At 71.6% G+C, this 22,394-nt stretch carries 20 protein-coding genes; 11 read left to right on the forward strand and 9 right to left on the reverse strand.

Annotation, left to right across the window (positions count from 1 at the left end):
• Positions 1-108 precede the first annotated feature (108 nt).
• The 3 genes from guaB to ACZ4VI_RS03655 form a co-directional block, all read right to left on the reverse strand.
• The gene (gene guaB / locus ACZ4VI_RS03645) at positions 109-1,611 is read right to left on the reverse strand and encodes an IMP dehydrogenase (RefSeq protein ID WP_467996304.1); all 1,503 of its coding nucleotides are present in this window, start codon (positions 1,609-1,611) and stop codon (positions 109-111) included.
• Between the two features lie 140 nt (positions 1,612-1,751).
• Positions 1,752-2,354 (reverse strand): sigma-70 family RNA polymerase sigma factor, encoded by a 603-nt coding sequence (locus tag ACZ4VI_RS03650; protein WP_467467759.1) that lies wholly within the window; start codon positions 2,352-2,354, stop codon positions 1,752-1,754.
• Between the two features lie 379 nt (positions 2,355-2,733).
• On the reverse strand, positions 2,734-3,345 hold the full coding sequence (locus ACZ4VI_RS03655; RefSeq protein WP_003948568.1) for a response regulator transcription factor: 612 nt from the start codon (positions 3,343-3,345) through the stop codon (positions 2,734-2,736).
• Between the two features lie 453 nt (positions 3,346-3,798).
• Between ACZ4VI_RS03655 and ACZ4VI_RS03660 the strand changes: the two genes are divergently transcribed.
• Entirely contained in the window at positions 3,799-4,164 is a 366-nt protein-coding gene (locus tag ACZ4VI_RS03660) for a WhiB family transcriptional regulator (RefSeq protein ID WP_467996306.1), read from the forward strand.
• Between the two features lie 211 nt (positions 4,165-4,375).
• Here ACZ4VI_RS03660 and ACZ4VI_RS03665 read toward each other — a convergent pair whose 3' ends face one another.
• A complete protein-coding gene (locus tag ACZ4VI_RS03665) occupies positions 4,376-5,281 on the reverse strand; it encodes a LysR family transcriptional regulator (protein ID WP_467996308.1) in 906 nt (301 codons plus the stop codon).
• Positions 5,282-5,421: 140 nt separating this feature from the next.
• Between ACZ4VI_RS03665 and ACZ4VI_RS03670 the strand changes: the two genes are divergently transcribed.
• Complete coding sequence (locus ACZ4VI_RS03670) at positions 5,422-6,195, forward strand: SDR family NAD(P)-dependent oxidoreductase (protein WP_467996310.1); 774 nt, start codon at positions 5,422-5,424, stop codon at positions 6,193-6,195.
• A 31-nt stretch (positions 6,196-6,226) separates the two neighbouring features.
• Here ACZ4VI_RS03670 and ACZ4VI_RS03675 read toward each other — a convergent pair whose 3' ends face one another.
• Entirely contained in the window at positions 6,227-8,059 is a 1,833-nt protein-coding gene (locus ACZ4VI_RS03675) for a DUF2264 domain-containing protein (RefSeq protein WP_467996312.1), read from the reverse strand.
• 172 nt (positions 8,060-8,231) lie between these two features.
• Here ACZ4VI_RS03675 and ACZ4VI_RS03680 point away from each other — a divergent pair, with 172 nt between their 5' ends.
• The 6 genes from ACZ4VI_RS03680 (at position 8,232) to ACZ4VI_RS03705 (ending at position 14,389) form a co-directional block, all read left to right on the forward strand.
• A complete protein-coding gene (locus ACZ4VI_RS03680) occupies positions 8,232-9,353 on the forward strand; it encodes a LacI family DNA-binding transcriptional regulator (protein ID WP_467996314.1) in 1,122 nt (373 codons plus the stop codon).
• Between the two features lie 108 nt (positions 9,354-9,461).
• Positions 9,462-10,778: an ABC transporter substrate-binding protein gene (locus tag ACZ4VI_RS03685; protein ID WP_467996316.1), complete on the forward strand. Its 1,317-nt coding sequence runs from the start codon at positions 9,462-9,464 to the stop codon at positions 10,776-10,778.
• A gap of 4 nt (positions 10,779-10,782) precedes the next feature.
• A complete protein-coding gene (locus ACZ4VI_RS03690; RefSeq protein WP_467996318.1) occupies positions 10,783-11,673 on the forward strand; it encodes a carbohydrate ABC transporter permease in 891 nt (296 codons plus the stop codon).
• Positions 11,670-12,578 (forward strand): carbohydrate ABC transporter permease, encoded by a 909-nt coding sequence (locus tag ACZ4VI_RS03695; RefSeq protein ID WP_467996320.1) that lies wholly within the window; start codon positions 11,670-11,672, stop codon positions 12,576-12,578. Before ACZ4VI_RS03690 ends, ACZ4VI_RS03695 begins: the two co-directional genes overlap by 4 nt.
• A gap of 26 nt (positions 12,579-12,604) precedes the next feature.
• A complete protein-coding gene (locus ACZ4VI_RS03700; protein WP_467996322.1) occupies positions 12,605-13,633 on the forward strand; it encodes a hydroxyacid dehydrogenase in 1,029 nt (342 codons plus the stop codon).
• Between the two features lie 57 nt (positions 13,634-13,690).
• A complete protein-coding gene (locus ACZ4VI_RS03705; protein WP_467996324.1) occupies positions 13,691-14,389 on the forward strand; it encodes an ester cyclase in 699 nt (232 codons plus the stop codon).
• 91 nt (positions 14,390-14,480) lie between these two features.
• On the opposite strand, the gene groL is transcribed toward ACZ4VI_RS03705, so the two are convergent.
• The 3 genes from groL to ACZ4VI_RS03720 form a co-directional block, all read right to left on the reverse strand.
• Positions 14,481-16,109: a chaperonin GroEL gene (groL, locus tag ACZ4VI_RS03710; protein ID WP_467996326.1), complete on the reverse strand. Its 1,629-nt coding sequence runs from the start codon at positions 16,107-16,109 to the stop codon at positions 14,481-14,483.
• Positions 16,110-16,226: 117 nt separating this feature from the next.
• Complete coding sequence (gene groES, locus ACZ4VI_RS03715; RefSeq protein WP_016434667.1) at positions 16,227-16,535, reverse strand: co-chaperone GroES; 309 nt, start codon at positions 16,533-16,535, stop codon at positions 16,227-16,229.
• A 204-nt stretch (positions 16,536-16,739) separates the two neighbouring features.
• Positions 16,740-17,690 carry a polysaccharide deacetylase family protein gene (locus ACZ4VI_RS03720; RefSeq protein ID WP_467996328.1) on the reverse strand — a complete coding sequence of 317 codons (951 nt, stop codon included), beginning with the start codon at positions 17,688-17,690 and terminating at the stop codon, positions 16,740-16,742.
• A 99-nt stretch (positions 17,691-17,789) separates the two neighbouring features.
• On the opposite strand from ACZ4VI_RS03720, the gene ACZ4VI_RS03725 reads away from it, so the two are divergent.
• Genes ACZ4VI_RS03725 through ACZ4VI_RS03735 form a run of 3 tightly spaced genes read left to right on the forward strand, consistent with a single transcriptional unit; the run spans position 17,790 to position 21,118 of the window.
• Positions 17,790-18,974: a THUMP-like domain-containing protein gene (locus ACZ4VI_RS03725; protein WP_467996330.1), complete on the forward strand. Its 1,185-nt coding sequence runs from the start codon at positions 17,790-17,792 to the stop codon at positions 18,972-18,974.
• 28 nt (positions 18,975-19,002) lie between these two features.
• A complete protein-coding gene (locus ACZ4VI_RS03730; protein WP_467996332.1) occupies positions 19,003-19,653 on the forward strand; it encodes a hypothetical protein in 651 nt (216 codons plus the stop codon).
• Positions 19,646-21,118: an outer membrane protein assembly factor BamB family protein gene (locus ACZ4VI_RS03735; RefSeq protein WP_467996334.1), complete on the forward strand. Its 1,473-nt coding sequence runs from the start codon at positions 19,646-19,648 to the stop codon at positions 21,116-21,118. Before ACZ4VI_RS03730 ends, ACZ4VI_RS03735 begins: the two co-directional genes overlap by 8 nt.
• On the opposite strand, the gene ACZ4VI_RS03740 is transcribed toward ACZ4VI_RS03735, so the two are convergent.
• The gene (locus tag ACZ4VI_RS03740; RefSeq protein ID WP_467996336.1) at positions 21,112-22,383 is read right to left on the reverse strand and encodes an RNA polymerase sigma factor; all 1,272 of its coding nucleotides are present in this window, start codon (positions 22,381-22,383) and stop codon (positions 21,112-21,114) included. The two genes, ACZ4VI_RS03735 and ACZ4VI_RS03740, sit on opposite strands and share 7 nt — an antisense overlap.
• Positions 22,384-22,394 lie beyond the last annotated feature (11 nt).

Genomic DNA, 22,394 nt, shown 5'->3' on the forward strand with positions numbered 1-22,394 from the left:
CCCCCCCCCCCCCCCCCCCCCCCCCCCCCCCCCCCCCCCCCCCCCCCCCCCCCCCCCCCCCCCCCCCCCCCCCCCCCCCCCCCCCCCCCCCCCACGCGTCGGGCCGCGCTACTTCCTGCTGTAGTTCGGCGCCTCGACCGTCATCTGGATGTCGTGCGGGTGGCTCTCCTTGAGGCCCGCGGAGGTGATCCGGACGAAGCGGCCCTTGGACTCCATCTCGTCGATGGTGGCGGCGCCCACATAGCCCATGGTCTGGCGCAGACCGCCGACGAGCTGGTGCAGCACGTTGGCGAGCGGGCCGCGGTAGGGCACCTGCCCCTCGATGCCCTCGGGCACGAGCTTGTCGTCGGAGGCGACCTCCGCCTGGAAGTAGCGGTCCTTCGAGTACGACCGGCCCTGGCCGCGGGACTGCATGGCGCCGAGCGAGCCCATGCCGCGGTACGACTTGAACTGCTTGCCGTTGATGAACTGGAGCTCGCCGGGCGACTCCTCGCAGCCCGCGAGCAGGCTGCCCAGCATCACCGTGCTGGCACCGGCGGCGAGCGCCTTGCCGATGTCGCCCGAGTACTGCAGGCCGCCGTCGCCGATGACCGGGACCCCGGCCGCGCGGGCCGCGAGCGCCGCCTCGTAGATGGCGGTGACCTGCGGAACACCGATACCGGCGACCACCCGCGTGGTGCAGATCGAGCCGGGCCCGACGCCGACCTTGACGCCGTCGACACCGGCGTCGATGAGGGCCTGGGCGCCGTCACGGGTCGCCACGTTGCCGCCGATGACGTCGACGTTCACGCTGGACTTGATCTTCGCCATCCAGCTCAGGGCGTTGCTGTTGTGGCCGTGGGAGGTGTCCACGACCAGGAAGTCCACGCCGGCGCCGGCCAGCGCCTGGGCGCGCTCCAGGGCCTCCGGGCTGGCGCCCACCGCGGCACCGACGATCAGCCGGCCCTCGGCGTCCTTGGCCGCGTGCGGGTACTGCTCGGCCTTCACGAAGTCCTTGACGGTGATGAGCCCCTTGAGCACACCGGCTTCGTCGACGAGAGGCAGCTTCTCGATCTTATGGCGGCGCAGCAGCTCCATGGCGTCCACACCACTGATGCCGACCGTGCCGGTCACGAGCGGCATCGGCGTCATGACCTCGCGGACCTGACGGCTGCGGTCGGACTCGAAGGCCATGTCGCGGTTGGTGACGATGCCGAGCAGCTTGCCCGAGCCGTCCGTGACCGGGACACCGCTGATCCGGAACTTGGCGCACAGCGCGTCCGCCTCGGCGAGCGTGGCGTCCGGGTTCACGGTGATCGGGTCGGTGACCATGCCGGACTCGGAGCGCTTCACGAGGTCGACCTGGTTGACCTGGTCCTCGATGGACAGGTTGCGGTGCAGCACGCCCACGCCGCCCTGCCGCGCCATGGCGATGGCCATGCGGGACTCGGTGACCTTGTCCATCGCGGCGGAGAGCAGGGGGATGTTCACCCGGACGTTGCGCGAGATACGGGACGAGGTGTCGACCGCGTTCGGCAGCACTTCCGACGCGCCCGGCAGCAGCAGCACGTCGTCGTAGGTCAGCCCGAGTGTCGCGAATTTCTCGGGCACTCCGTCGACGTTGGCAGTCATGACACCTTCCCCAAATGGCCTTGATCGGTGCGGATGTCCATGCTAACGGGCCTCGACGGTGTCTCATTCCACGATCAAGATCAGAGAGCAGCTTTGGACGTTCCTACGTGTACGTGAGGGCCACCCGCCCTCTTCGACCCTTACTGCTCGGCCAGTGCCCGCAGCCGGCTGAGCGCGCGGTGCTGCGCGACCCGTACCGCCCCCGGGGACATCCCGAGCATCTGGCCGGTCTCCTCGGCCGTGAGGCCGACCGCCACCCGCAGCACCAGCAGCTCCCGCTGGTTCTCCGGAAGGTTGGCGAGCAGCCTCTTGGCCCATTCGGCATCGTCGCTGAGCAGCGCGCGTTCCTCGGGGCCGAGTGAGTCGTCGGGCCGCTCGGGCATCTCGTCGGACGGCACGGCCGTCGACCCCGGGTGCCGCATCGCGGCCCGCTGAAGATCGGCGACCTTGTGGCCGGCGATGGCGAAGACGAAGGCCTCGAAGGGCCTGCCCGTGTCCTTGTAGCGCGGCAGCGCCATCAGGACGGCGACGCAGACCTCCTGTGCGAGGTCCTCGACGAAGTGGCGAGCATCACCGGGCAGCCGGTTCAGTCGCGTGCGGCAGTAGCGCAGGGCGAGGGGGTGCACGCGCGCCAGAAGGTCGTGCGTGGCCTGCTCGTCGCCCTCGACGGCACGGTGGACGAGCGCACCGATCTCCCCTGGCCCTACGGGCATGGGTGACCCCATGGTCTCGTCGTCGCGCATCGCTCCATGGTGCCTTGACGCCTGAGGATCCGTAGCACCGCGTCCATAGTTGTGCACCGAAGCGTTATGAGCAGGTGCGCCGGAACTCATCCCCTGCGCCCTCCCCTTCCGCTCGATCGACTCGTCCCCGAGGAACTCCACACCTCAAGGATGCGGCATCCCGCGCGGAAGTGACACAAGCCGCCGCATCGGAGACCCGGGCCGGCCGCCGCCGCGGGACCCGGGGCACCGCGGTGACGGGCCCGAGCTGCCACCCCGTCCGCGCTCGGCGGACGGGCTCGGCGGACGGGGATGCGGCCGGTCGGCGCCGCCTGGCGGACCAGGCCCCGGCGGACCGGGCCCCAGCGGAACGGGCGCCGACGGACCAGGCGTCGGCGGCCTAGCGGACCAGGCCCCAGCGGAAGCCGAGGGCGACGGCGTGCGCCCGGTCGGATGCGCCCAGCTTCTTGAACAGCCGCCGCGCGTGCGTCTTCACCGTGTCCTCGGAGAGGAAGAGCTCGCGCCCGATCTCCGCGTTGGACCGGCCGTGGCTCATACCTTCGAGGACCTGGATCTCACGCGCCGTCAGTGTCGGCGCCGCGCCCATCTCGGCCGACCGCAGCCGGCGCGGGGCGAGCCGCCACGTCGGGTCGGCGAGGGCCTGGGTGACCGTGGCCCGCAGCTCGGCGCGCGAGGCGTCCTTGTGCAGATAGCCACGGGCACCGGCGGCGACCGCAAGGGCGACACCGTCCAGGTCCTCGGCGACGGTGAGCATGATGATGCGGGCGCCGGGGTCCGCGGAGAGCAGCCGGCGGACGGTCTCCACGCCGCCCAGACCGGGCATGCGTACGTCCATCAGAATCAGGTCCGAGCGGTCCGCGCCCCAGCGGCGGAGGACTTCCTCGCCGTTGGCCGCGGTGGTCACGCGCTCCACGCCGGGCACGGTCGCGACCGCGCGGCGAAGCGCCTCTCGGGCAAGCGGGGAGTCGTCGCAGACGAGGACGGATGTCATGGTCGCCCTCCGCAGCTGATGCGCGTCACCTTGAGCCTCCAGGGCTGGTACGTATCGTCACCTGTGCGGTTGACGCTCTCGGACACCTGCCCGAGCGCTTGTTCCTTCAACCGCCTCCGCACTCTCAACGACGGTCACTCGAAAGAGTTACGGGTCGGACGGCCGCCTTCGGCACTCTACGTGAGGAGCCGTGCGCGGAGGAGAGCGCCGCAGGTCATCCGTCCGTTGCCTGGAAGCTATGCCCCATTTAGCGGGATTTCTTCCCTTTTTGCGGTGTCTGTGGCTAGATTCGCAATGAGTCATATTTACATCTACTTAGACAGTAGTTGTAGCGTCGGGTCGGACCCGCGAGAGCGGGTACGCGCGACGCACGGGGGGTGAAGGGCCCCCGGTTCATCAGCCATCAACCCGCCCAACCAATCCGTTCGACACGGTTTCAAGGGGACAAGCGCAATGGCAGATTTCTCCCGCCTTCCCGGACCCAACGCCGATCTGTGGGACTGGCAGCTGCTCGCGGCCTGCCGCGGAGTCGACAGTTCCCTGTTCTTCCACCCCGAGGGAGAGCGCGGCGCGGCACGGAGTGCGCGTGAGAACTCGGCGAAAGAGGTCTGCATGCGGTGCCCGGTACGCGCGGAGTGTGCGGCACACGCACTCGCGGTACGCGAGCCCTACGGCGTGTGGGGCGGCCTCACCGAGGACGAACGCGAAGAACTCATGGGACGAGCCCGCAATCGCCTGATCACGGCTTCGGCCCCCGCATCGGCGTCGGCATCGGCATCGGCATCGGCATCGGGTTCGGCAGGCGTGGGGCGCGCCTGAAGGTCCGGACTCCCGAAGGCATGAAGGAACGTTTCTGCCCGTGAGGGGAAGGGGGCCGGGACCGCCTCCCACCCGGCCCCACGGGGCCGCGCCGCACGCGGCCCGGGGGCGTGCGGCGCGGAAGGGTCCGCCTGCGCCCGCGCATGAACGCCCGCCCGGCCGCCCGTGGGCGCCACGCGCGCCCGGCCGCCCGCCTTGCCGCTCGTGGACGCTACGCGCGCGTGGCCGCCCGCCCGGCCGCCCGGGTCAGTTCGTCCAAGGTCGCCGCGACCGCCGGAACCTGAGCCAGGTCCGGCAGCGTCAGGGCCACGATCTCGCGCTCCACGGCCGGTTCCACGACCACCGTCCGCGCCCCCTTGGGACGTACGGACTCGATGGCGAGCTGCGGCAGGACCGCAACGCCCAGGCCGGCGCCGACGAGCCCGACCACCGCCGGGTAGTCGTCGGTCGCGAAGTCGATGCGCGGGGTGAACCCCGCCTCCTCGCACACGTCCACCAACTGGCGCCGGCAGCGCGGGCAGCCCGCGATCCAGGACTCGTCGGCCAGTTCGGCGATGCCCACCGCCTCCGCGTCGGCGAGGCGGTGCCCCTCGGGCACGAGGCCCACCAGCCGGTCGGCGAGCAGCGGCCGGACGATCAGGTCGTCCCACTCCGCCTGCCCCGCGCCATATCGGAAGGCCAGGGCCACGTCGCAGTCGCCCTCCCGCAGCATCTCGATCGAGCGCGGAGGCTCCGCCTCCACCAGCGAGACCCGCGTGCCCGGGTGGGCGGCGCGCAGGGCGGCGAGGGCCGTGGGGACCAGCGTCGAGCTGCCGCTGGGGAAGGAGACGAGCCGGACGCGGCCGGCGCGCAGCCCCGCGATCGCGGCCACCTCCTCCTCGGCGGCGGTGAGGCCCGCGAGGATGCCCGAGGCGTGCCGGACCAGGGCCTCGCCCGCCTGCGTCAGCCGCATCTCGCGGCCGGTCCGGATCAGCAGGGGCGTTCCGGCGGAGGACTCCAGCGCCTTCATCTGCTGGCTCACCGCGGGCTGGGTGCAGCCGAGTTCGCGCGCGGCGGCGGAGAAGGAGCCGGTCGCGGCGACGGCGCGCAGGACGCGGAGATGGCGGGCCTCGATCATGCCGTCGAGCATAAGCGAGGCTTGGGTCTTTCCGCGAATAGCCCGCCGCCGCTTTGAGATCGGCTCCGTCGGGCGCCGTTGCCGCAGCTGCTCGGCTCCTGATCGCCGGTGCGGCCGCACGGGGCACTAACGTGCCGCGTATGACGACTGCACTGATTACGGGCGCGACGGCGGGGATCGGGGCCGCGTTCGCGCGGAAGCTGGCGGCGGACGGACACGATGTCGTGCTCGTGGCCCGCGATGTGAAGCGGCTGCGGGAGCAGGCGACCGAACTGCACGACCGGCACGGCATCGAGGCCGAGGTGCTGGCCGCGGACCTGGCCGAGGAGAAGGGCATCGCGGCCGTGGAGGCCCGGCTCTCGGACCCGAAGCAGCCGGTGGACCTGCTGGTGAACAACGCCGGGTTCGGCAACAAGGGCCGGTTCCTGGAAGTGTCCATGGCCGACGAGTTGAAGATGCTGACGGTGCACTGCGAGGCGGTGCTCCGGCTGACGTCGGCGGCGGCGGAGTCCATGCGCGCGCGGGGCCGGGGCGGTGTCGTGAACGTGGCCTCGGTGGCGGCGTTCGTCCCGCGGGGCACGTACGGGGCGTCGAAGGCGTGGGTGGTGCAGTTCACGCAGGGCGCGGCGCGGGACCTGGCGGGCAGCGGGGTACGGCTCATGGCGCTGTGCCCCGGCTTCGTACGGACGGAGTTCCACGAGCGCGCCGGGATGGGGACGGACAACATCCCTGGCTGGCTGTGGCTCGACGCGGACAAGCTGGTGGCCGCGGCGCTGAGCGATCTGGCGCGCGGAAAGACGCTGTCCGTCCCCGACCCCCGCTACAAGGCGCTGATGGGTGTGGTGAAGCTGGCGCCTCGCGGCCTGCTCGGCGGGGTGTCCTCCAAGGCGGGCCGCAAGTACGGACCGAAGTAGCGGGCGGCGGCCGTGGCTGGTCCGCGGTTGCTCACAGGTCCGCCAGGTCGAGGGCTTCGAGGTCGAGGGCTTCGAGGTCGAGTCGGGCCGTGGTGCCGTTCTGCCAGGTCACGTGGATCGTGTGGTCGGTGACCTGGACGGTCGCGAGGGTGGTGACGGGGGCTGGGGCCGGTTCGGCCGTGAGGGAGGCGAGGGCGACGAAGAGGGTGACCGGTCCGTTCGTGGTGCCGTGGAGGGCGAGCATGCGGTTCGCCGCTCCCTGAAGGGTTTCCCCCGTGGCGAGTTCGACGGTCCCGGCGGCTCGCGGGTAGCCGTGGACGGCGTGGAGCTGGGCGGTCGGTCCGTCCGGCGTGGTGGCCCAGCCCGTCTGGCGTACGGGTGTCCCTTCAGGGGCGCCGAGGACGAGGTGGGCGCGGACCTCGGCGCGGCCGTGGGCCAGGGTCGCGGAGAGGACCCGGATCCCGGGGAGCGGGGTGTGGAGGGAGGCGGCCCAGCCGGGGCCCGTGCCGGCCGGGGTCGCCGGGCCGCGCCGGGTGACGCGGCCGTCGACGACCAGGGCGAAGTGGTTGTCGGGGTGGTCGGGCGGGGCCGTGGGGCCGGTGCGGGTGGAGTACGCGTAGCGGGCGTAGCCGGAGTCGTCCTCGCCGGCCGGGTCACTGGCCACGTGGTTGCTGCCGTGGTTGTGGAGGCGTACGAGTCCGTCGGCGGCGGTGGTCTGGATGAGCAGCGCGGCCGGGGCTACGGGGCGCACGGTGTCGGCGCGCTCGGCGGGGAGGGGTTCCTCGGGGTCGGTCCAGGCCGGGTGGCCGGCGGGCAGGAGGAGGCCGAGGAAGCCCTTGGACGCCCAGTACGGCGAGGCGGGTCCCGAGTAGCTCTGGACGACCGGCGCGTACGGGCCGTGCCAGCCGAGCGTGAGCAGCCCGCGCTCGTCGCACGCGCCCCGGTCGAGGAAGTACCGGAGCGTGCCGGAGGCGAGGCGGCGGGTGGCTCCCGGGGTGAGCGGGGTGTGTCCGGTGAGGGCGCCGAGCCAGGGGGCGGAGGCCGCGGCGAAGCGGTAGGTGAGGGACCGGCCGTACGGGAGCGGGGCGCCGTTGGCGTCGAAGAGGTGGACGTAGTCGTCGAGGTGGGCGCGCAGCCGGGGGCCGTAGCGGGCGAGGAGGTCCTGGTCGCCGGAGAGGTGGGCGTGCAGGACGGGGTAGAAGTGCAGGGCCCAGGCGTTGTAGTGGTCGAAGGCGCGGTTGTCGCCGTCGCTGTACCAGCCGTCGCCGAGGTACCACTTCTCCAGGCGTTCGAGAGAGCGGTGGATCGTGGCGGCCGCGCGGTCCGGCTCGATACCGGCGTCCTGGAGGAAGCCGGCGACGGTGAGGCCGAAGAGCCACCAGTTGTTGTCGACCGGGGAGGGTTCGAGGGCGGGCAGCAGCCAGTCGACGGTGCGCTGCCGGGTGCGGTCGTCGAGGGTGCCCCAGAGCCAGGGGCGGGTCAGCCGGAGCGCGAGGGCGACGGAGGCGGATTCGACGACGGCCTGGCGTACGTCGGTGAGGAGCGGCCAGGCGTCGGGGCCGTCGCCACCCGCGGTCCCGGCGGCGAGGCCCTCGGCGTAGAAGGCCAGGTGACCGTGGGGGTCTGCGCCCGCCGCGCCCGCGACGCGGAGGGCGGCGAGCAGGAACGTACGGGCATGGCCTTCGAGGCCGTCGGAGCGGACGCCGGACCAGCCGGGGCGGGGGCCGGGGAGGTCGAGGCGTCCGTGGCGGGGTGAGGCGTACGGCCGTACGGCGAGGAGGAGTCGGTCGGCGGCGTCCTCCCAGTGGGCGCGGGTCCAGCCGGTGAACGGACTGAGCTCACGGTTCTCGGGCGGCGTGGGCATGATGCTCCCTGAGGCGGACGTCGTCGTCCCCCGGAATCATGAACAGGCTTCGATCGAACGTCAATGACATCGGAGCGAATGATCGAAACTCCCGCCGTTCGATCATTCTGACGTAGGCTCCGATCCTGGGTCCGACGTCCCGCCGGACCCACAGACCGCGAGGGGATGCACCGTGCGCGAGAGTGCCGCCGAACGACACGACCGACTGCTGGCCCTGGTGCGCGAGCGCGGCACCGCCCGCGTCGCCGAACTGGCCGACCGGCTCGGCGTCTCCCCGGTGACCGCCCGCCGCGACGTCGAGGCGCTGGCCGCCAAGGGCCTGCTCGACCGGGTGCACGGGCAGGTCTCCTGGCCGGAGCGGCAGGCGGCCCCGGGCCTCGGCGCAGGCGCCATGCGCTCGGGCGAGGGCCTGGTCCTAGGGCTGCTCGCGCCCTCCGCCACGTACTACTTCGCCGAGGTCATCCGGGGTGCGCACGAGGCGGCGGCGCGGGCGGGGGCCCGGCTGATCCTGCGGATCTCGGACTACCGCCCCGAGGAGGACCGCGCGCGCACCGAGGGCCTGCTCGCGGCCGGCGCCGAGGGCGTGCTCGTCGCGCCCGGCTGGCGGGGGCCCGAGGACCGGCCCGCGTACGGGAACTGGCTGGCCGAACTCCCCGTACCCGCCGTGCTCCTGGAGCGCAGGGCCGACCCCGGCAGCCCGCTCGACGCCCTCGACCGGGTGGTCTCCGACCACGGCCACGGCGTCCTGCTCGCCCTGCGCCACCTGCTCGGCCTCGGCCACGCCACCCCACTGCTCGTGGCCCGGGCCGACAGCCCGACCGCGCTCGCGGTGCGCGCCGGGTACGCGGAGGCGCTGGTCACGCTGGGCCTGACGGCGCCCGGACCGGTGATCGACTCCGTACCGGCCGACCAGAATCCGGAGGGGTTCGAGCGTGCCGTGCGGGCGCTGTACGAGGCGGTGAGCTCGGACCGGGCGAGCGCGGCCCTGGTCCACAACGACGTGGATGCGATCGAGATCGTGCAGCGCCTGGCGGAGCTGGGCGTGAAGGTGCCGGAGGACCTGGCCCTGATCGCGTACGACGACGAGGTCGCCGCGCTCGCCGACACCCCGCTGACGGCGGTCGCCCCGCCGAAGCGCCAGGTGGGGCGCCACGCCACGGAGTTGCTGGTGGAGCGGCTGACGGAGATCCAGGAGGCTCCGGACGAGGAGCCTGCCCGCCGCCATCTGAGCCTGCTGCCGCGGCTGCGGGTGCGGGCCTCGTGCGGGGCGCCCGAAGGAGCCCGCCCCGCCTGATCGATCTGATCTTTTTTCGATCAATCAATCTTTCGCTCTTGACTTCGGTCATGAACGGTCACAGGATCACGGCCACACCCCCCGTGCCGCCGTCCCAGGAGCCGTGCCGTGAGCCGTACTTGGAACAGAACATCCCGTGCCATAGCCGGCACCGCCACCGCCCTCGCCGTCCTCACGGCCTGCGGCGGGGGCGGTGACAGTGCCGAAACGTCATCGAAGGGGCCCGTGACCATCACCTTCTGGGGCTGGGCCAAGGGCTCCAAGGATGTGGTGGACGCGTTCAACGCCTCCCACACCGACATCCAGGTGACGTTCGAGGAGATCCCCTCCGGCACCGCCGGCGGCTACGCCAAGATCTCCAACGCCGTGAAGGCGGGCAACGCGCCCGACCTGGTCTCCATCGAGTACTCCTCGCTCCCCGAGTTCGTCAGCTCCGGCGCCCTGCAGGACATCGGCGGCGAGTTCACCGAGCAGGACCGGGGCAAGCTGCTGCCGCAGAGCGTCGAGCTCACCACCCTCGGCGGCAAGACCTGGGCCGTGCCCTTCGACGCCGCCCCGCAGGCCTTCTTCTACCGCAAGGACCTCTTCGCGAAGTACCAGGTCGAAGTCCCCCGCACCTGGGACGAGTTCGGGGCCGCGGCCGAGAAGGTGAGGAAGGCCGACGCCAAGGCCCGGATCGCCACCTTCTTCCCCGACGACCCGACCACCTTCGAGGCGATGGCCTGGCAGGCCGGCGCCCAGTGGTTCAAGGCCGAGAACGACACCTGGAAGATCAACACCACGGACCCGGCCACCACCAAGGTCGCCGCCTACTGGCAGGGCCTCGTCGACGCCGACCTCGTCCACAAGAACGCCTCGTTCAGCCCCGAGTGGACGGGCTCGCTCAAGAACGGCACGACCATCGGCTACCTCGGCGCGTCCTGGGGCGCGGGCGTCCTCAAGGGCACGCTGCCCGAGCAGAACGGCAAGTGGGCGGTCGCGCCCATGCCGAGCTGGGACGGCAGGGCTGCGAGCGGAATGCTCGGCGGCACGTCCTTCGCCGTGACCAAGGACAGCAGGAAGAAGGCGGCGGCCGTCGAGTTCGCCGAGTGGATGTCCACCACCGAGGCCGGCGTCAAGGCCCGTATCGCCTCCGGCACCTCCAGCGCCTTCCCCGCCGCGAGCGCCCTGCGCCCGGTCGCCAAGGCGGCCTTCGACGCGAGCTACTACGGCGGCCAGGACATCTACGCCCTGTTCGAGGAGGCCGGTGCCTCCATCAACCAGAACTGGGCGTGGGGCCCGACCACCGGCACCACCAACACCGCCATCAAGGACCAGTTCGGCAAGATCACCAAGGGCGGTCCGACGATCACCGACGCGATCAGGACCGGGCACGACGCGACCGTCGCCGAGCTGACCAAGCGCGGTCTGAAGGTCGAGGGCTGACCGGATGAACGCCCGCACCCGCGCCGCAGCGTTCCTGCTGACCCCCTTCTTCGCCCTGTTCACCGCGGTGATGGTGGTGCCGATCGGTTACGCGGTCTGGCTCAGCCTCTTCACCGAGAAACAGTCCGGACTGGGCTTCGGCGGCACCGAGTCCGTCTTCACGGGACTCGACAACTACACCGCGGCGCTGGGTGACCGGGCCTTCCGCGAGGGCTTCGGCGTGCTGCTCGGATACTGCCTGTTCTACATTCCGCTGCTGCTCGCCGGGGCCCTCGGCCTCGCGCTGCTGCTCGACTCGGCGCTCGCCCGTGCCCGCCGCTTCTTCCAGCTCGCGCTCTTCCTGCCGCACGCCGTTCCCGGCATCATCGCCGCGCTGATCTGGGTCTACCTCTATACGCCCCAACTCAGCCCGGTCGTGCAGGTGATGGAGGCGGGCGGCGTCGGCTTCAACTTCTTCTCGCCCGAGGGCGCGCTCCCCTCCGTGGTGAACATCGCGCTGTGGGAGTGGCTCGGCTACAACATGGTGATCTTCTACGCGGCCCTTCAGGCCATCGACCGCTCGGTCCTGGAGGCGGCCACCGTCGACGGCGCCGGCTCCTGGCGCGTCGCGTTCAGCATCAAGGTCCCACTGATCCGCGCCTCGCTCGTGATGGTCGGCCTCTTCACCGTCATCGGCTCGCTCCAGCTCTTCACCGAGCCGCTGATCCTCAACAAGGGCACGGGCTCCGCCGTCACCTCCACCTGGACACCCAACATGTACGCGTACACCGCGGCCTTCGACCGCAACGACTACGGCCTCGCCGCGGCGGCCTCCGTCCTGCTCGCACTGACGGCGGCACTGCTCTCCTTCGCCGTCACCCGGCTCACCGGCCGCCGGAAGGGGAAGCGCGCATGAGCAGCCCCCGGTCCCGCCCCACGTCCCGCCCCTCGTCCCGCCCCACCTCCCGCCCCACCTCCCGCCCCACGAACGTCTGGCTCTCGAAGACCGCCGTCAACGGCGCGCTCGTCCTCGCCGTCGTCTACATGCTCTTCCCGCTCGCCTGGCTGCTGACCGCCGCCACCAAGGACGCGGGCGGTCTGCTGGCCGGCAACGCCTTCTCCTTCGAGGGATTCGACCTCGGCGGGAACCTCTCCCGGCTCGCCGCGTACAACGACGGCGTCTACTTCCACTGGTACGCCAACAGCCTCCTCTACGCAGGCCTTGGCGCCCTCGCCTGCTCGCTGGTCAGCGTCGCCGCGGGGTACGCCTTCGACAAGTACCACTTCCGGGGCAAGGAGAAGCTCTTCGGCATCGTCCTCCTGGGCGTGCTCGTCCCCACCACGGCGCTCGCCCTGCCCATGTACCTCCTCGCCAGCGAGGTGGGCATCGTCAACACGTACGCGGCCGTGCTGATCCCCGTCCTGGTCAACCCGTTCGGGGTCTACCTCTCGCGGGTCTTCAGCGCCGGCTACATCCCCGACGAGGCCCTGGAGGCCGCCCGTATCGACGGCGCCGGAGAGCTGCGCACCTTCTGGTCGATCGGTCTGCGCATGATCATGCCGGGCTTCGTGACCGTCTTCCTCTTCCAGTTCACCGCGATCTGGAACAACTTCTTCCTCCCCCTGGTGATGCTCTCGGACCAGAAGCTCTTCCCGCTGAGCCTCGGTCTGTACGCGTGGAACAGCAACGCCCACGCGGAACCCGACTTCTACCCCCTCGTCGTCACCGGGTCCCTGCTCGCCGTCGTCCCCCTCGTCGTCGCCTTCGTCTCCCTCCAGCGCCACTGGAAGGCCGGTCTGGCCGCCGGCAGCGTCAAGTGAGGAGCCCGCGACCCACGATGTCCACCATGCACCCCGCCACTGACAATCGCCCGTCCCTCCTCCTGGCCATGGGCCCGGGCGTCGCCGAGCGCCTGCTCACCGACGCCCACCGGACGGGCCTGGCCGCCCTCACCCGTACCGACCCGCACCTCGTCGCCCACGACCTGAACGCCCCCACCCCCCTCGTCGCCGAGGCCCTCGCGGAGGCCGAACTCCTCCTCACCTGCTGGGGCGCGCCAGCGCTGACCGCCGACGTCCTGGACCGCGCCCCGCGCCTTCGGGCCGTCGTCCACGCGGCCGGCTCGGTGAAGCACCACATCACGGAGGCCTGTTGGGAGCGCGGCCTCGCCGTCACCTCCGCCGCGGCGGCCAACGCGCTGCCCGTCGCCGAGTACACGCTCGCCGCGATCCTCTTCGCCGGGAAGCGGATCCTCCCCTCGGCCCTGCGGTACGGCGAGGTCCGCACCGACGGCGTGTGGACGGCCGAGTCGGCGGGCTGGGGCAACTACCGGCGCACGGTCGGCATCGTCGGCGCCTCCCGGATCGGCCGCCGGGTCGTCGAACTGCTGCGCCCCTTCGACTTCGAGGTGCTGCTGTACGACCCGTACGTGACGGCCGGCGAGGCCCACGCGCTCGGCGTGGAGACGGTGGGCCTCGACGAGCTGTGCGCCCGCAGCACGATCGTCTCCGTGCACGCCCCCCAACTCCCCGCCACGTACCGGATGATCGGCGCGCGGCAGCTCGCGCTGATGCCGGAGGGCACGACGCTGATCAACACCTCACGCGGCTCCCTGATCGACGAGCCCGCCCTCCTCCCCCACCTCCGCACGGCCCGCCTCCACGCGGTCCTCGACGTCACGGACCCGGACGTCCCCGCGCCGGACTCCCCGCTCTGGACGCTCCCGAACGTCCTGCTGACCCCGCACGTGGCCGGCTCGCTCGGCAACGAGCTGCACCGGATGGCGGACCAGGCGCTGGCGGAGGTGGAGCGGTACGGGCGGGGGGAGCCGTTCGCGGATCCGGTACGGCCGTCGGACCTGACGCGCTCCGCATAGGGCGGCCCGGGGCCCCGGACCTAGACTGGAGGTGTCCCACCCGGTCCGGGAGGCGCCATGACATTCGTACAGATAATCGATTGCAAGACCAGTCGGTTCGACGATCTGAACCGGCTCATGGACAAGTGGGTCGAACAGACCAAGGGCAAGCGAACGGCCACCCACAGCGTCATCGGCAAGGACCGTTCCGACTCGGCCCACCTCGTGGAGATCGTCGAGTTCCCCTCCTACGAGGTGGCGATGACCAACTCGCAGCTCCCCGAGACGGATCGCATCTTCCGGGAGATGGTCGCGCTCTGTGACGAGATGCCGACGTTCACCGACCTGGACATCGTGCGGGACATCCAGCTGTACAAGGCCAACTCCCGCCGGTACTTCGAGCTCATCTCCGCCGAGGGCGAGCTTCCGCCTCTCGACGAGGTCCTCGCGGAGGGCTACCACGACCACGATCCGACGAACGCGCAGGACGTCATCGGCATGGACGCGGTCCGCCGCGAGGCCGAGATGTGGCGGAGCGGGTTCGACTTCGACGTCACCGTCAACGACCAGATCGCCGAGGGCGACCGGGTGTGCACACGGTGGACCTGGGTGGGGACGCACACCGGCGACTTCATGGGGCTCCAGCCCACCGGCATGAAGGTCACCATGACCGGCACGACCATCCACCAGTTCCGTCAGGACGGCAAGATCGCGGAGGGGTGGTGGCAGTACGACATGCTCGGGCTGATGGGGCAGCTCGGCGCCGTGGAGGCGTAAACACTGAGGTCCGAGGCGTAAACACTGAGGTCCGGTGTCCCCTCCTCGGGGACACCGGACCTCAGTGATCAGCTACGCGGCTACAAGCGCGTCAGTGCGAGTGACCGTGGCCGTGGCCGTGGCCCGCGTCCGTCGGCTCCTCTTCCTTCTTCTCCACCACGAGGGTCTCGGTGGTGAGGAGGAGGGAGGCGATCGAGGCGGCGTTCTCCAGCGCGGAGCGCGTCACCTTCACCGGGTCGATGACGCCGGCCTTGACCAGGTCGCCGTACTCGCCGGTCGCGGCGTTGAAGCCGTTGCCCTTGTCGAGCTCCGCCACCTTCGAGGTGATGACGTAGCCCTCGAGGCCGGCGTTCTCGGCGATCCAGCGCAGCGGCTCGACGACCGCGCGGCGGACGACGGCGACACCGGTGGCCTCGTCGCCGGTCTTGCCGAGGCCGCCCTCGAGCACCTTCGCGGCGTGGACCAGAGCGGAGCCACCACCGGAGACGATGCCCTCCTCGACCGCGGCGCGGGTCGCGGAGATGGCGTCCTCCAGACGGTGCTTCTTCTCCTTCAGCTCCACCTCGGTGGCGGCGCCGACCTTGATCACGCACACGCCGCCGGCCAGCTTCGCGAGGCGCTCCTGGAGCTTCTCGCGGTCCCAGTCGGAGTCGGTGGACTCGATCTCGGCCTTGATCTGGTTGACGCGGCCCGCGACGTCCTCGGACTTGCCGCCACCGTCGACGATGGTGGTGTCGTCCTTGGTGATCGTCACGCGGCGGGCGGTGCCGAGCACGTCCAGACCGGCCTGGTCGAGCTTGAGGCCGACCTCCTCGGCGATGACGGTGGCACCGGTGAGGGTGGCCATGTCGCCGAGCATCGCCTTGCGGCGGTCGCCGAAGCCCGGGGCCTTGACGGCCACGGCGTTGAAGGTGCCACGGATCTTGTTGACGACCAGGGTCGACAGGGCCTCGCCCTCGACGTCCTCGGCGATGATCAGCAGCGGCTTGGAGGAGCCGGCCTGGATGACCTTCTCCAGGAGCGGCAGCATGTCCTGGATCGAGGAGATCTTGCCCTGGTGGATCAGGATGTACGGGTCGTCGAGGACGGCCTCCATACGCTCCTGGTCGGTCACCATGTACGGGGACAGGTAGCCCTTGTCGAAGGCCATGCCCTCGGTGAAGTCGAGCTCCAGGCCGAAGGTGTTGGACTCCTCGACGGTGATGACACCGTCCTTGCCGACCTTGTCCATCGCCTCGGCGATGAGCTCGCCGACCTGCTGGTCCTGCGCGGAGAGCGCGGCGACGGCGGCGATGTCGGACTTGTCCTCGATCGGACGGGCGGTCGCGAGCAGCTCGTCGGAGACGGCCTTGACCGCGGCGTCGATGCCCTTCTTCAGGGCGGCCGGGGAGGCACCGGCGGCGACGTTCTTCAGGCCCTCGCGGACGAGCGCCTGGGCGAGCACGGTGGCGGTGGTGGTGCCGTCACCCGCGATGTCGTTGGTCTTGGTCGCCACCTCCTTCACCAGCTGGGCACCGAGGTTCTCGTACGGGTCATCGATCTCGACCTCGCGGGCGATCGTGACACCGTCGTTGGTGATGGTGGGGGCGCCGAACTTCTTGTCGATGACGACGTTGCGACCCTTGGGGCCGATCGTCACCTTCACCGTGTCGGCAAGCTTGTTGACGCCGCGCTCAAGGGCGCGACGGGCGTCCTCGTCGAACTTCAGGATCTTCGCCATGGGAGCGGTTCAGCCCTCTCGGAAATCGGGTGGAACGAACCGCGCCCCGAGGCGCCCGGAAGGGGCCTCGGGGCGCAGCTCAAAGCATCTGCTTCAGTACTTCGGTACTTCGGTGAACTACTTCTCGACGATCGCGAGCACGTCGCGAGCCGAGAGGACGAGGTACTCCTCGCCGTTGTACTTCACCTCGGTGCCGCCGTACTTGCTGTACAGCACGATGTCGCCGGTCTTCACGTCGAGCGGCAGGCGCTCGCCGTTCTCGAAGCGGCCCGGGCCCACAGCGAGGACGACGCCCTCCTGGGGCTTCTCCTTCGCGGTGTCCGGGATGACCAGGCCAGAGGCCGTGGTCTGCTCGGCGTCGAGCGGCTGGACCACGATGCGGTCCTCGAGCGGCTTGATGGCAACCTTGGAGCTGGCGGTCGTCACGATCCGACCTCCCCCTTCGGAGATCTCACGGGGTTAACTGTCTGAGGTGGCGACCAGGTGGATCCGTCGTCGCGGGTGCCGGACCTGCCCGTCGCTGTGTTGGCACTCTCCAGTGGGGAGTGCCAGAGCCGAGACTATGACTGCGATTAGCACTCGGTCAAGCGGAGTGCCAATTCAGTGCGACGTGGCGCGCCCGGGAGCCGCTCACACGTAGTCCTCGAGCTTCGCGACCGCGTACCCCTTGGCCGTGATCGTCTTCATCACCTGGCGGATCATGTCCGGCATCGTGCCCTTCCACTCCCCCTTGCCCCGGAAATGCGTGAGCACGATGTCGCCGGGGTGCAGGTCCCGGTCCCACTCGCGCCACTCCATCCGGTCCGGGAACGCCTCCGCGGCCCACAGCGGGACCGCCTTCACCCCGCACGCCTCGGCCGCGCGCAGCGTGTCCTCGTTGTAGCTGCCGTACGGCGGGCGGAAGAGCGGGGGCCGCTTCCCGTACCGCTTCTCGATGGTGTCCTGCATCCCGCAGATCTCCCGCTTCTGCGCGGCGTACGAGAGCCCGCGCATATAGCGGTGATTGAGGGTGTGGTTGTGCAGGGAGACACCGCGGTCCTGCATCTTCTCGAAGTACCCGTAGTCCTCCTTGACGAGGTAGTCGCTCAGGAAGGCGCTGTACGGGATCTGGAGGTCGTTCATCATCCGCAGCAGTTCGGGGTCCTTCTCCGCGCCGTCGTCGATCGTCAGGAAGACGACCTTCTGCTTGGTCGGCACGGTGGTGAAGACCGGTGGCAGGCCCTCGCCGTCGGTCTCGAAGCCCTTGCGGGTGGTGATCTTCGGCTTCACGGCGGGCGGCGCCGGGGCTTCGAGAGGAGGCCGGTCGAGGCCCCACTTCTTGGCGGCGCGCACCCGAGCGGCGCGCCGCTCGCGGACCTTCTTGACGTAGGCGTCGAGCGCGGCGGACGCGCCCTCGGCCTGTTGCTGACCGGCGGCGGGCCGCGCGGGGCCCTTCTTCCCGCCCCCGCCGCCGGAGCTCTCGCCCGAGGGGCCCGCACAGGCGGATCCGAGCGCGGCGACGACCAGCGCCGCGCCCACCGACCGACGGATGAGCACGGCCTTCTTCGACAGGATCTGTTCCTCTTGTCGTACTAGCTGCATGGCGCCGCATCCTGTCAGCGCCGAGCCCCGCACGGACGTCGACACCGCCGTCCGGCGGCCACCATCCCCCGGCCGGCCCACACCGGACCAGGGCCCACAATGGGACGGGTGACCGACCTCGCCGCCTTCACCGCCCTGCTCTCCCCCGAGGGCCAGGCCCTGCTCGCCGCCCTGCGCGACTACGACCCCGCCCAGGAGCTGGCGGTCGCCTCCCGGCTCCGCCGCGAGCATCCCGCCGAGCTGGTCTCGGCCGCCCTCGGACAGGCGCGGCTGCGCCAGCGGGCGGTGGCGAAGTTCGGCGCCGAGGACGCGTACCGGATGTACTTCACCCCCCACGGCGTCGAGCAGTCGACCCGGGCGACGGTCGGGGCGTACCGCGCGGAACAGCTGCGCGGGCTCGGGGTGCGGAGCGTGGCCGATCTGTGCGGCGGCATCGGCGGGGACGCCCTCGCGTTCGCCCGGGCCGGGATCGCCGTCCTGGCCGTGGACCGCGACCCGCTGACGGCCGAGGTCGCCCGCGCCAACGCCACCGCGCTCGGGCTCGCCGACCTGATCGAGGTGCGGTGCGCGGACGTGACGGAGATCGACACGAGCCCGTACGACGCCGTCTTCGTGGACCCGGCGCGGCGCGGCGGCCGGGGCAGGATCTTCGACCCCGAGGCGTACTCGCCGCCGCTCTCCTGGGCCGTCGAGGCCGCCCGCAAGGCCCCGCACGCGGCGCTGAAGATCGCCCCCGGCATCCCGCACGAGGCGGTGCCGGAGGAGGCCGAGGCGGAGTGGATCTCGGACGGCGGGGACGTGAAGGAGGCCGTCCTCTGGTTCCGCACCTCCCCCGGCACCCGCCGCGCCACGCTCCTGCCCTCCGGCGCGAGCCTGACGGGCCGCGGCCTGCCCGACCCCCCGGTCCGCCCGGTCGGCCGCTACCTCTACGAGCCGGACGGCGCGGTCATCCGCGCGCACCTGGTCGCCGAGGTCGCCGAGGAGCTGGCGGGCGGCCTGATCGACGAGACGATCGCCTACGTCACGGCGGACACGCTCCGGGAGACCCCCTACGCCACCGCCTATGAGATCACCGACGAACTCCCCTTCAACCTCAAGAAGTTGAAGGCCCTGCTGCGCGAGCGCGCGGTCGGGACGCTGACGGTGAAGAAGCGCGGCTCGGCGGTCGAACCCGAGGAGATCCGCCGCCGGGTCAAACCGAAGGGCCCGAACGCCGCCACGGTCTTCCTCACCCGGGTCGCGGGCGCCCCGACCATGCTGATCGGGGCCCCGGCCTCTGGCTAAAGTGCCAGGAGCGACAAGGGGGGAGATCATGGCGCTGCACCCGGAAGGCATGTTCACCAGCGGTCCGCTCGCGCACCTCGTCGGACTGGCCGCCGACGGGCCGGACCCGCTGGAGTGGGAGGTCCTGCGGCTCGCGAGGGGCATGCGGATCAACCACTGGGACGCGGCCTGGCGGAGCACTCCGCAGACGCTCGCCTCCCAATTGGACTACCTGGCCGTCGCGTTCACCGAGGAGTTCTTCGCGACCTGCCCCGAGTCGGCCCGCCGTTCCTGGCGGGCGGCGGCCGGAGCGAAGAGCGTGCCCGCGTTCATGACCGAGCTGGCGATGCTGCTGCGGCTCGCGGACCGCCAGGGGGACGCCTCGTACGAGGACGTGCCGCTCGCCGCGTGGGAGGTGCGGGCGCAGTTCCCGCTGCTGCTTGCGCTGGACACCTGGGCGTACGACGGCGAGTACGCCTCGTACGAGGAGAGCCTGCGCGCCTTCATCGAGGCCGAGCACCCGTACTGCTTCTACGAGTTGATACCGCGGCTCACCCAGGCCCTGGAAGTCCGGGCGCTCCGCACCGAGTCGGAGGCCTTCGCCGCGTCCTTCCGGACCCTCGTACCGGAGGCGACCCCGGAGGTCCTGGACACCCTCGCCCGCATCACCTTCGCCCACATGACGGAGCACCATGGCTGAGCAGACGACCGCGCGAACCCCGTTCCACGACGAGCCCTTTCCCGAACTGCGTGGCGGCAGCACGGACCAGGTGGCCGTCAGCGCCGACGAGCAGTGGATCGCGGTCAGTTCGGTGATGTACCGCCTGAGCCGGGTGGCCGTCTTCCGTGCCGACGACCTCTCCTGCGCGCACCTGATGACGTTCACAGAGGAAGCCGAGTCGATCTCCTTCCACCCCACGCTCACCCTGCTCGCCGTCGGCCTCGACAACGGCGACGAGTTCAACCGCGCGGGCGGCCTCACCCTCCTCGAACCCGGTACGGGCCACCGCGTCGACTTCGCCGACCCCGAGTGGGGCATCTATCCGGTCCGCTGGCTGGACGCCAGTACCCTCGAACTCACCGGCCTCAGCGTGGACCCGCACGACGAGTACACGCACTACGTGTCCCGGGCCACCGTCGTACGCGACGACTGGCTGGGCCTCACCCCCGACGCCCTCGACCTGACCACCCTCGACCGGCAACCGCTCGACCCGGACGCCCCGAACCTGTACCCCGACCCTGGGCTCGCGCGGCCGGTGCTACAGGCGATCGCCGAGCGGGCGGGCCGGAGCTACAGCGGCCACGGCCACGTCCGTAACGTGGCCGGGCTGAGCGACGGCCGGGTGCTCGCCACCCGCGCCCACACGGCGGTGGAGTGCTGGGCCCCCGACGGATCGCTGCTGTGGAGCGTGCCCGCGCCGTCGGCGATCGGGGGTACGCGGATCGAGGTCGCCGCCGACGAGCGGACGGTACGGGTCGCCGTCCCCGGCCACGACAGACGCACCCGCACCGACTTCCCGCTCGTCGCCACCTCCGACGGCACGGTCCTCGACCGCCCGTCGGTGCCCTTCTCGGCCGCGCTGTCGGCCCGTACGGACGGGGTCTGGGCGATCCGGGACACGTACGACCGCAGCTCGGAGGCCGAACCCCCCGCCCCGCCCAACACCCGGATCTTCGCCGCTGACGGCACCCCGCTCGGCACGGTCCACGAGCCGGACCGCTACGACCTCGTCCCGCTCGACGTCCGCCGCTGCCCCGAGCTGCTGTACGCGCGGCGGCGCCGCGAAGTGATCGCCCTCGACCCCCGCTCGGGCGCCGAGACAGTGCTCTTCGCCGTCGACGCGCCGCTCGGCCCGGCGGTGTACGTCACCGACGCCGCGGGCCCCGCGCTCCTGCACGGCCGCACGGAGCTGGTCCGCCGGACGTTCCCCGCCGGGGACGTCGTCTGGACCCTGCCCCTGGACGCCGTGGTCGCCGACGTCGACGCGCACGACGGTGTCCTGCACGCCGTGTGCGCCGACGACACCCTCGTCTCGGTCGACACCGCCGACGGCGCCGTCCTCGACCGGCGCCCCCTGCCCCCGTACGGACCGCAGTCGCTGCATGTGGCCCCCGACGGCACGGTCCTCGTCGGCACGGCGGCCGGCCAGATTCTGCGCTACTGAGCCCCTGTCTCCCGTGCGCGGCCGAGAAGCAATTCCCGCTCCCGCTCATTCCGGGTCAGCGACGCCGCCCGCTCGAACTCCGCCCGCGCCTCCGCCGTCCGCCCCAGCCTGGCCAGCAGGTCCCCGCGGACGCTCGGCAGCAAGTGGTACCCCGCCAGGGCGCGTTCGTCGGCCAGGGCGTCGACGAGGGCGAGGCCTGCCTCCGGGCCCTCGGCCATCGACACGGCGACCGCGCGGTTCAACTCGACCACCGGGGAGGGCGCGACGGCCGCAAGGCGTGCGTACAGCGCGGCGATCGTCCGCCAGTCCGTGTCCTCGTACGTGGGCGCCTTCGCGTGGCAGGCGGCGATGGCGGCCTGGAGGACGTACGGGCCGTACGTACCGCCCTCGCCCGCCCCCGCCGACGCCCCCGCCAGCGCGAGTTCCAGCGCGTCGAAGCCGCGGCGGATCAGCCGCCGGTCCCAGCGCCTCCGGTTCTGGTCGGCGAGCAGGACCGGCCGCCCGTCCGGACCGGTCCGGGCCGCCGCCCGGGAGGCCTGGATCTCCAACAGGGCCGCCAGACCGTGGACTTCGCCCTCCTTCGGCATGAGCCCCGCGAGCACGCGGGCCAGCCGCAGCGCGTCCTCGCACAGCGCCGGCCGCAACAGGTCGTCGCCCGCCGTCGCCGCGTACCCCTCGTTGAAGATCAGGTAGATGACGTCCAGGACCGAGCCGAGCCGGGCCGCCCGATCCTCCCCGTACGGCACCTCGAACTCCACGCCCGCCTTCGCCAGCGTCCGCTTCGCCCGCACGATCCGCTGCGCGACCGTCGCCTCCGGTACGAGGAAGGCGCGGGCGATCTCATCCGTGCGCAGCCCGCCGACAAGCCGCAGGGTCAGCGCCGTCCGCGCCTCCGCGGAGAGCACCGGATGGCAGGCGGTGAAGATCAGCCGCAGCAGGTCGTCGTCGATGTCGCCGGGCCCGGACGGCTCGGGGTCGTACGACTCCTCCGTCAGCTCACGCCCGACCTCGGCCAGCTTGCGCGCGTACGTCTCGCGCCGTCGTACGAGGTCGACCGCGCGGTTCTTGGCGGCGGCCGTCAGCCAGGCCCCCGGCCGGTCCGGCACGCCCGTCTCCGGCCACTGCTCCAGGGCGGCGACGAGCGCGTCCTGGGCGATCTCCTCCGCGATGCCGACGTCACGCACGATCCGCGCGACGGCCGCGATGATCCGCGGCGACTCCATCCGGAAGACCGTCTCGACGGCGGCAGGGGCGGGTGCGGTCATGGATCCACCAT

Source organism: Streptomyces sp. NPDC029169 (assembly GCF_055563935.1).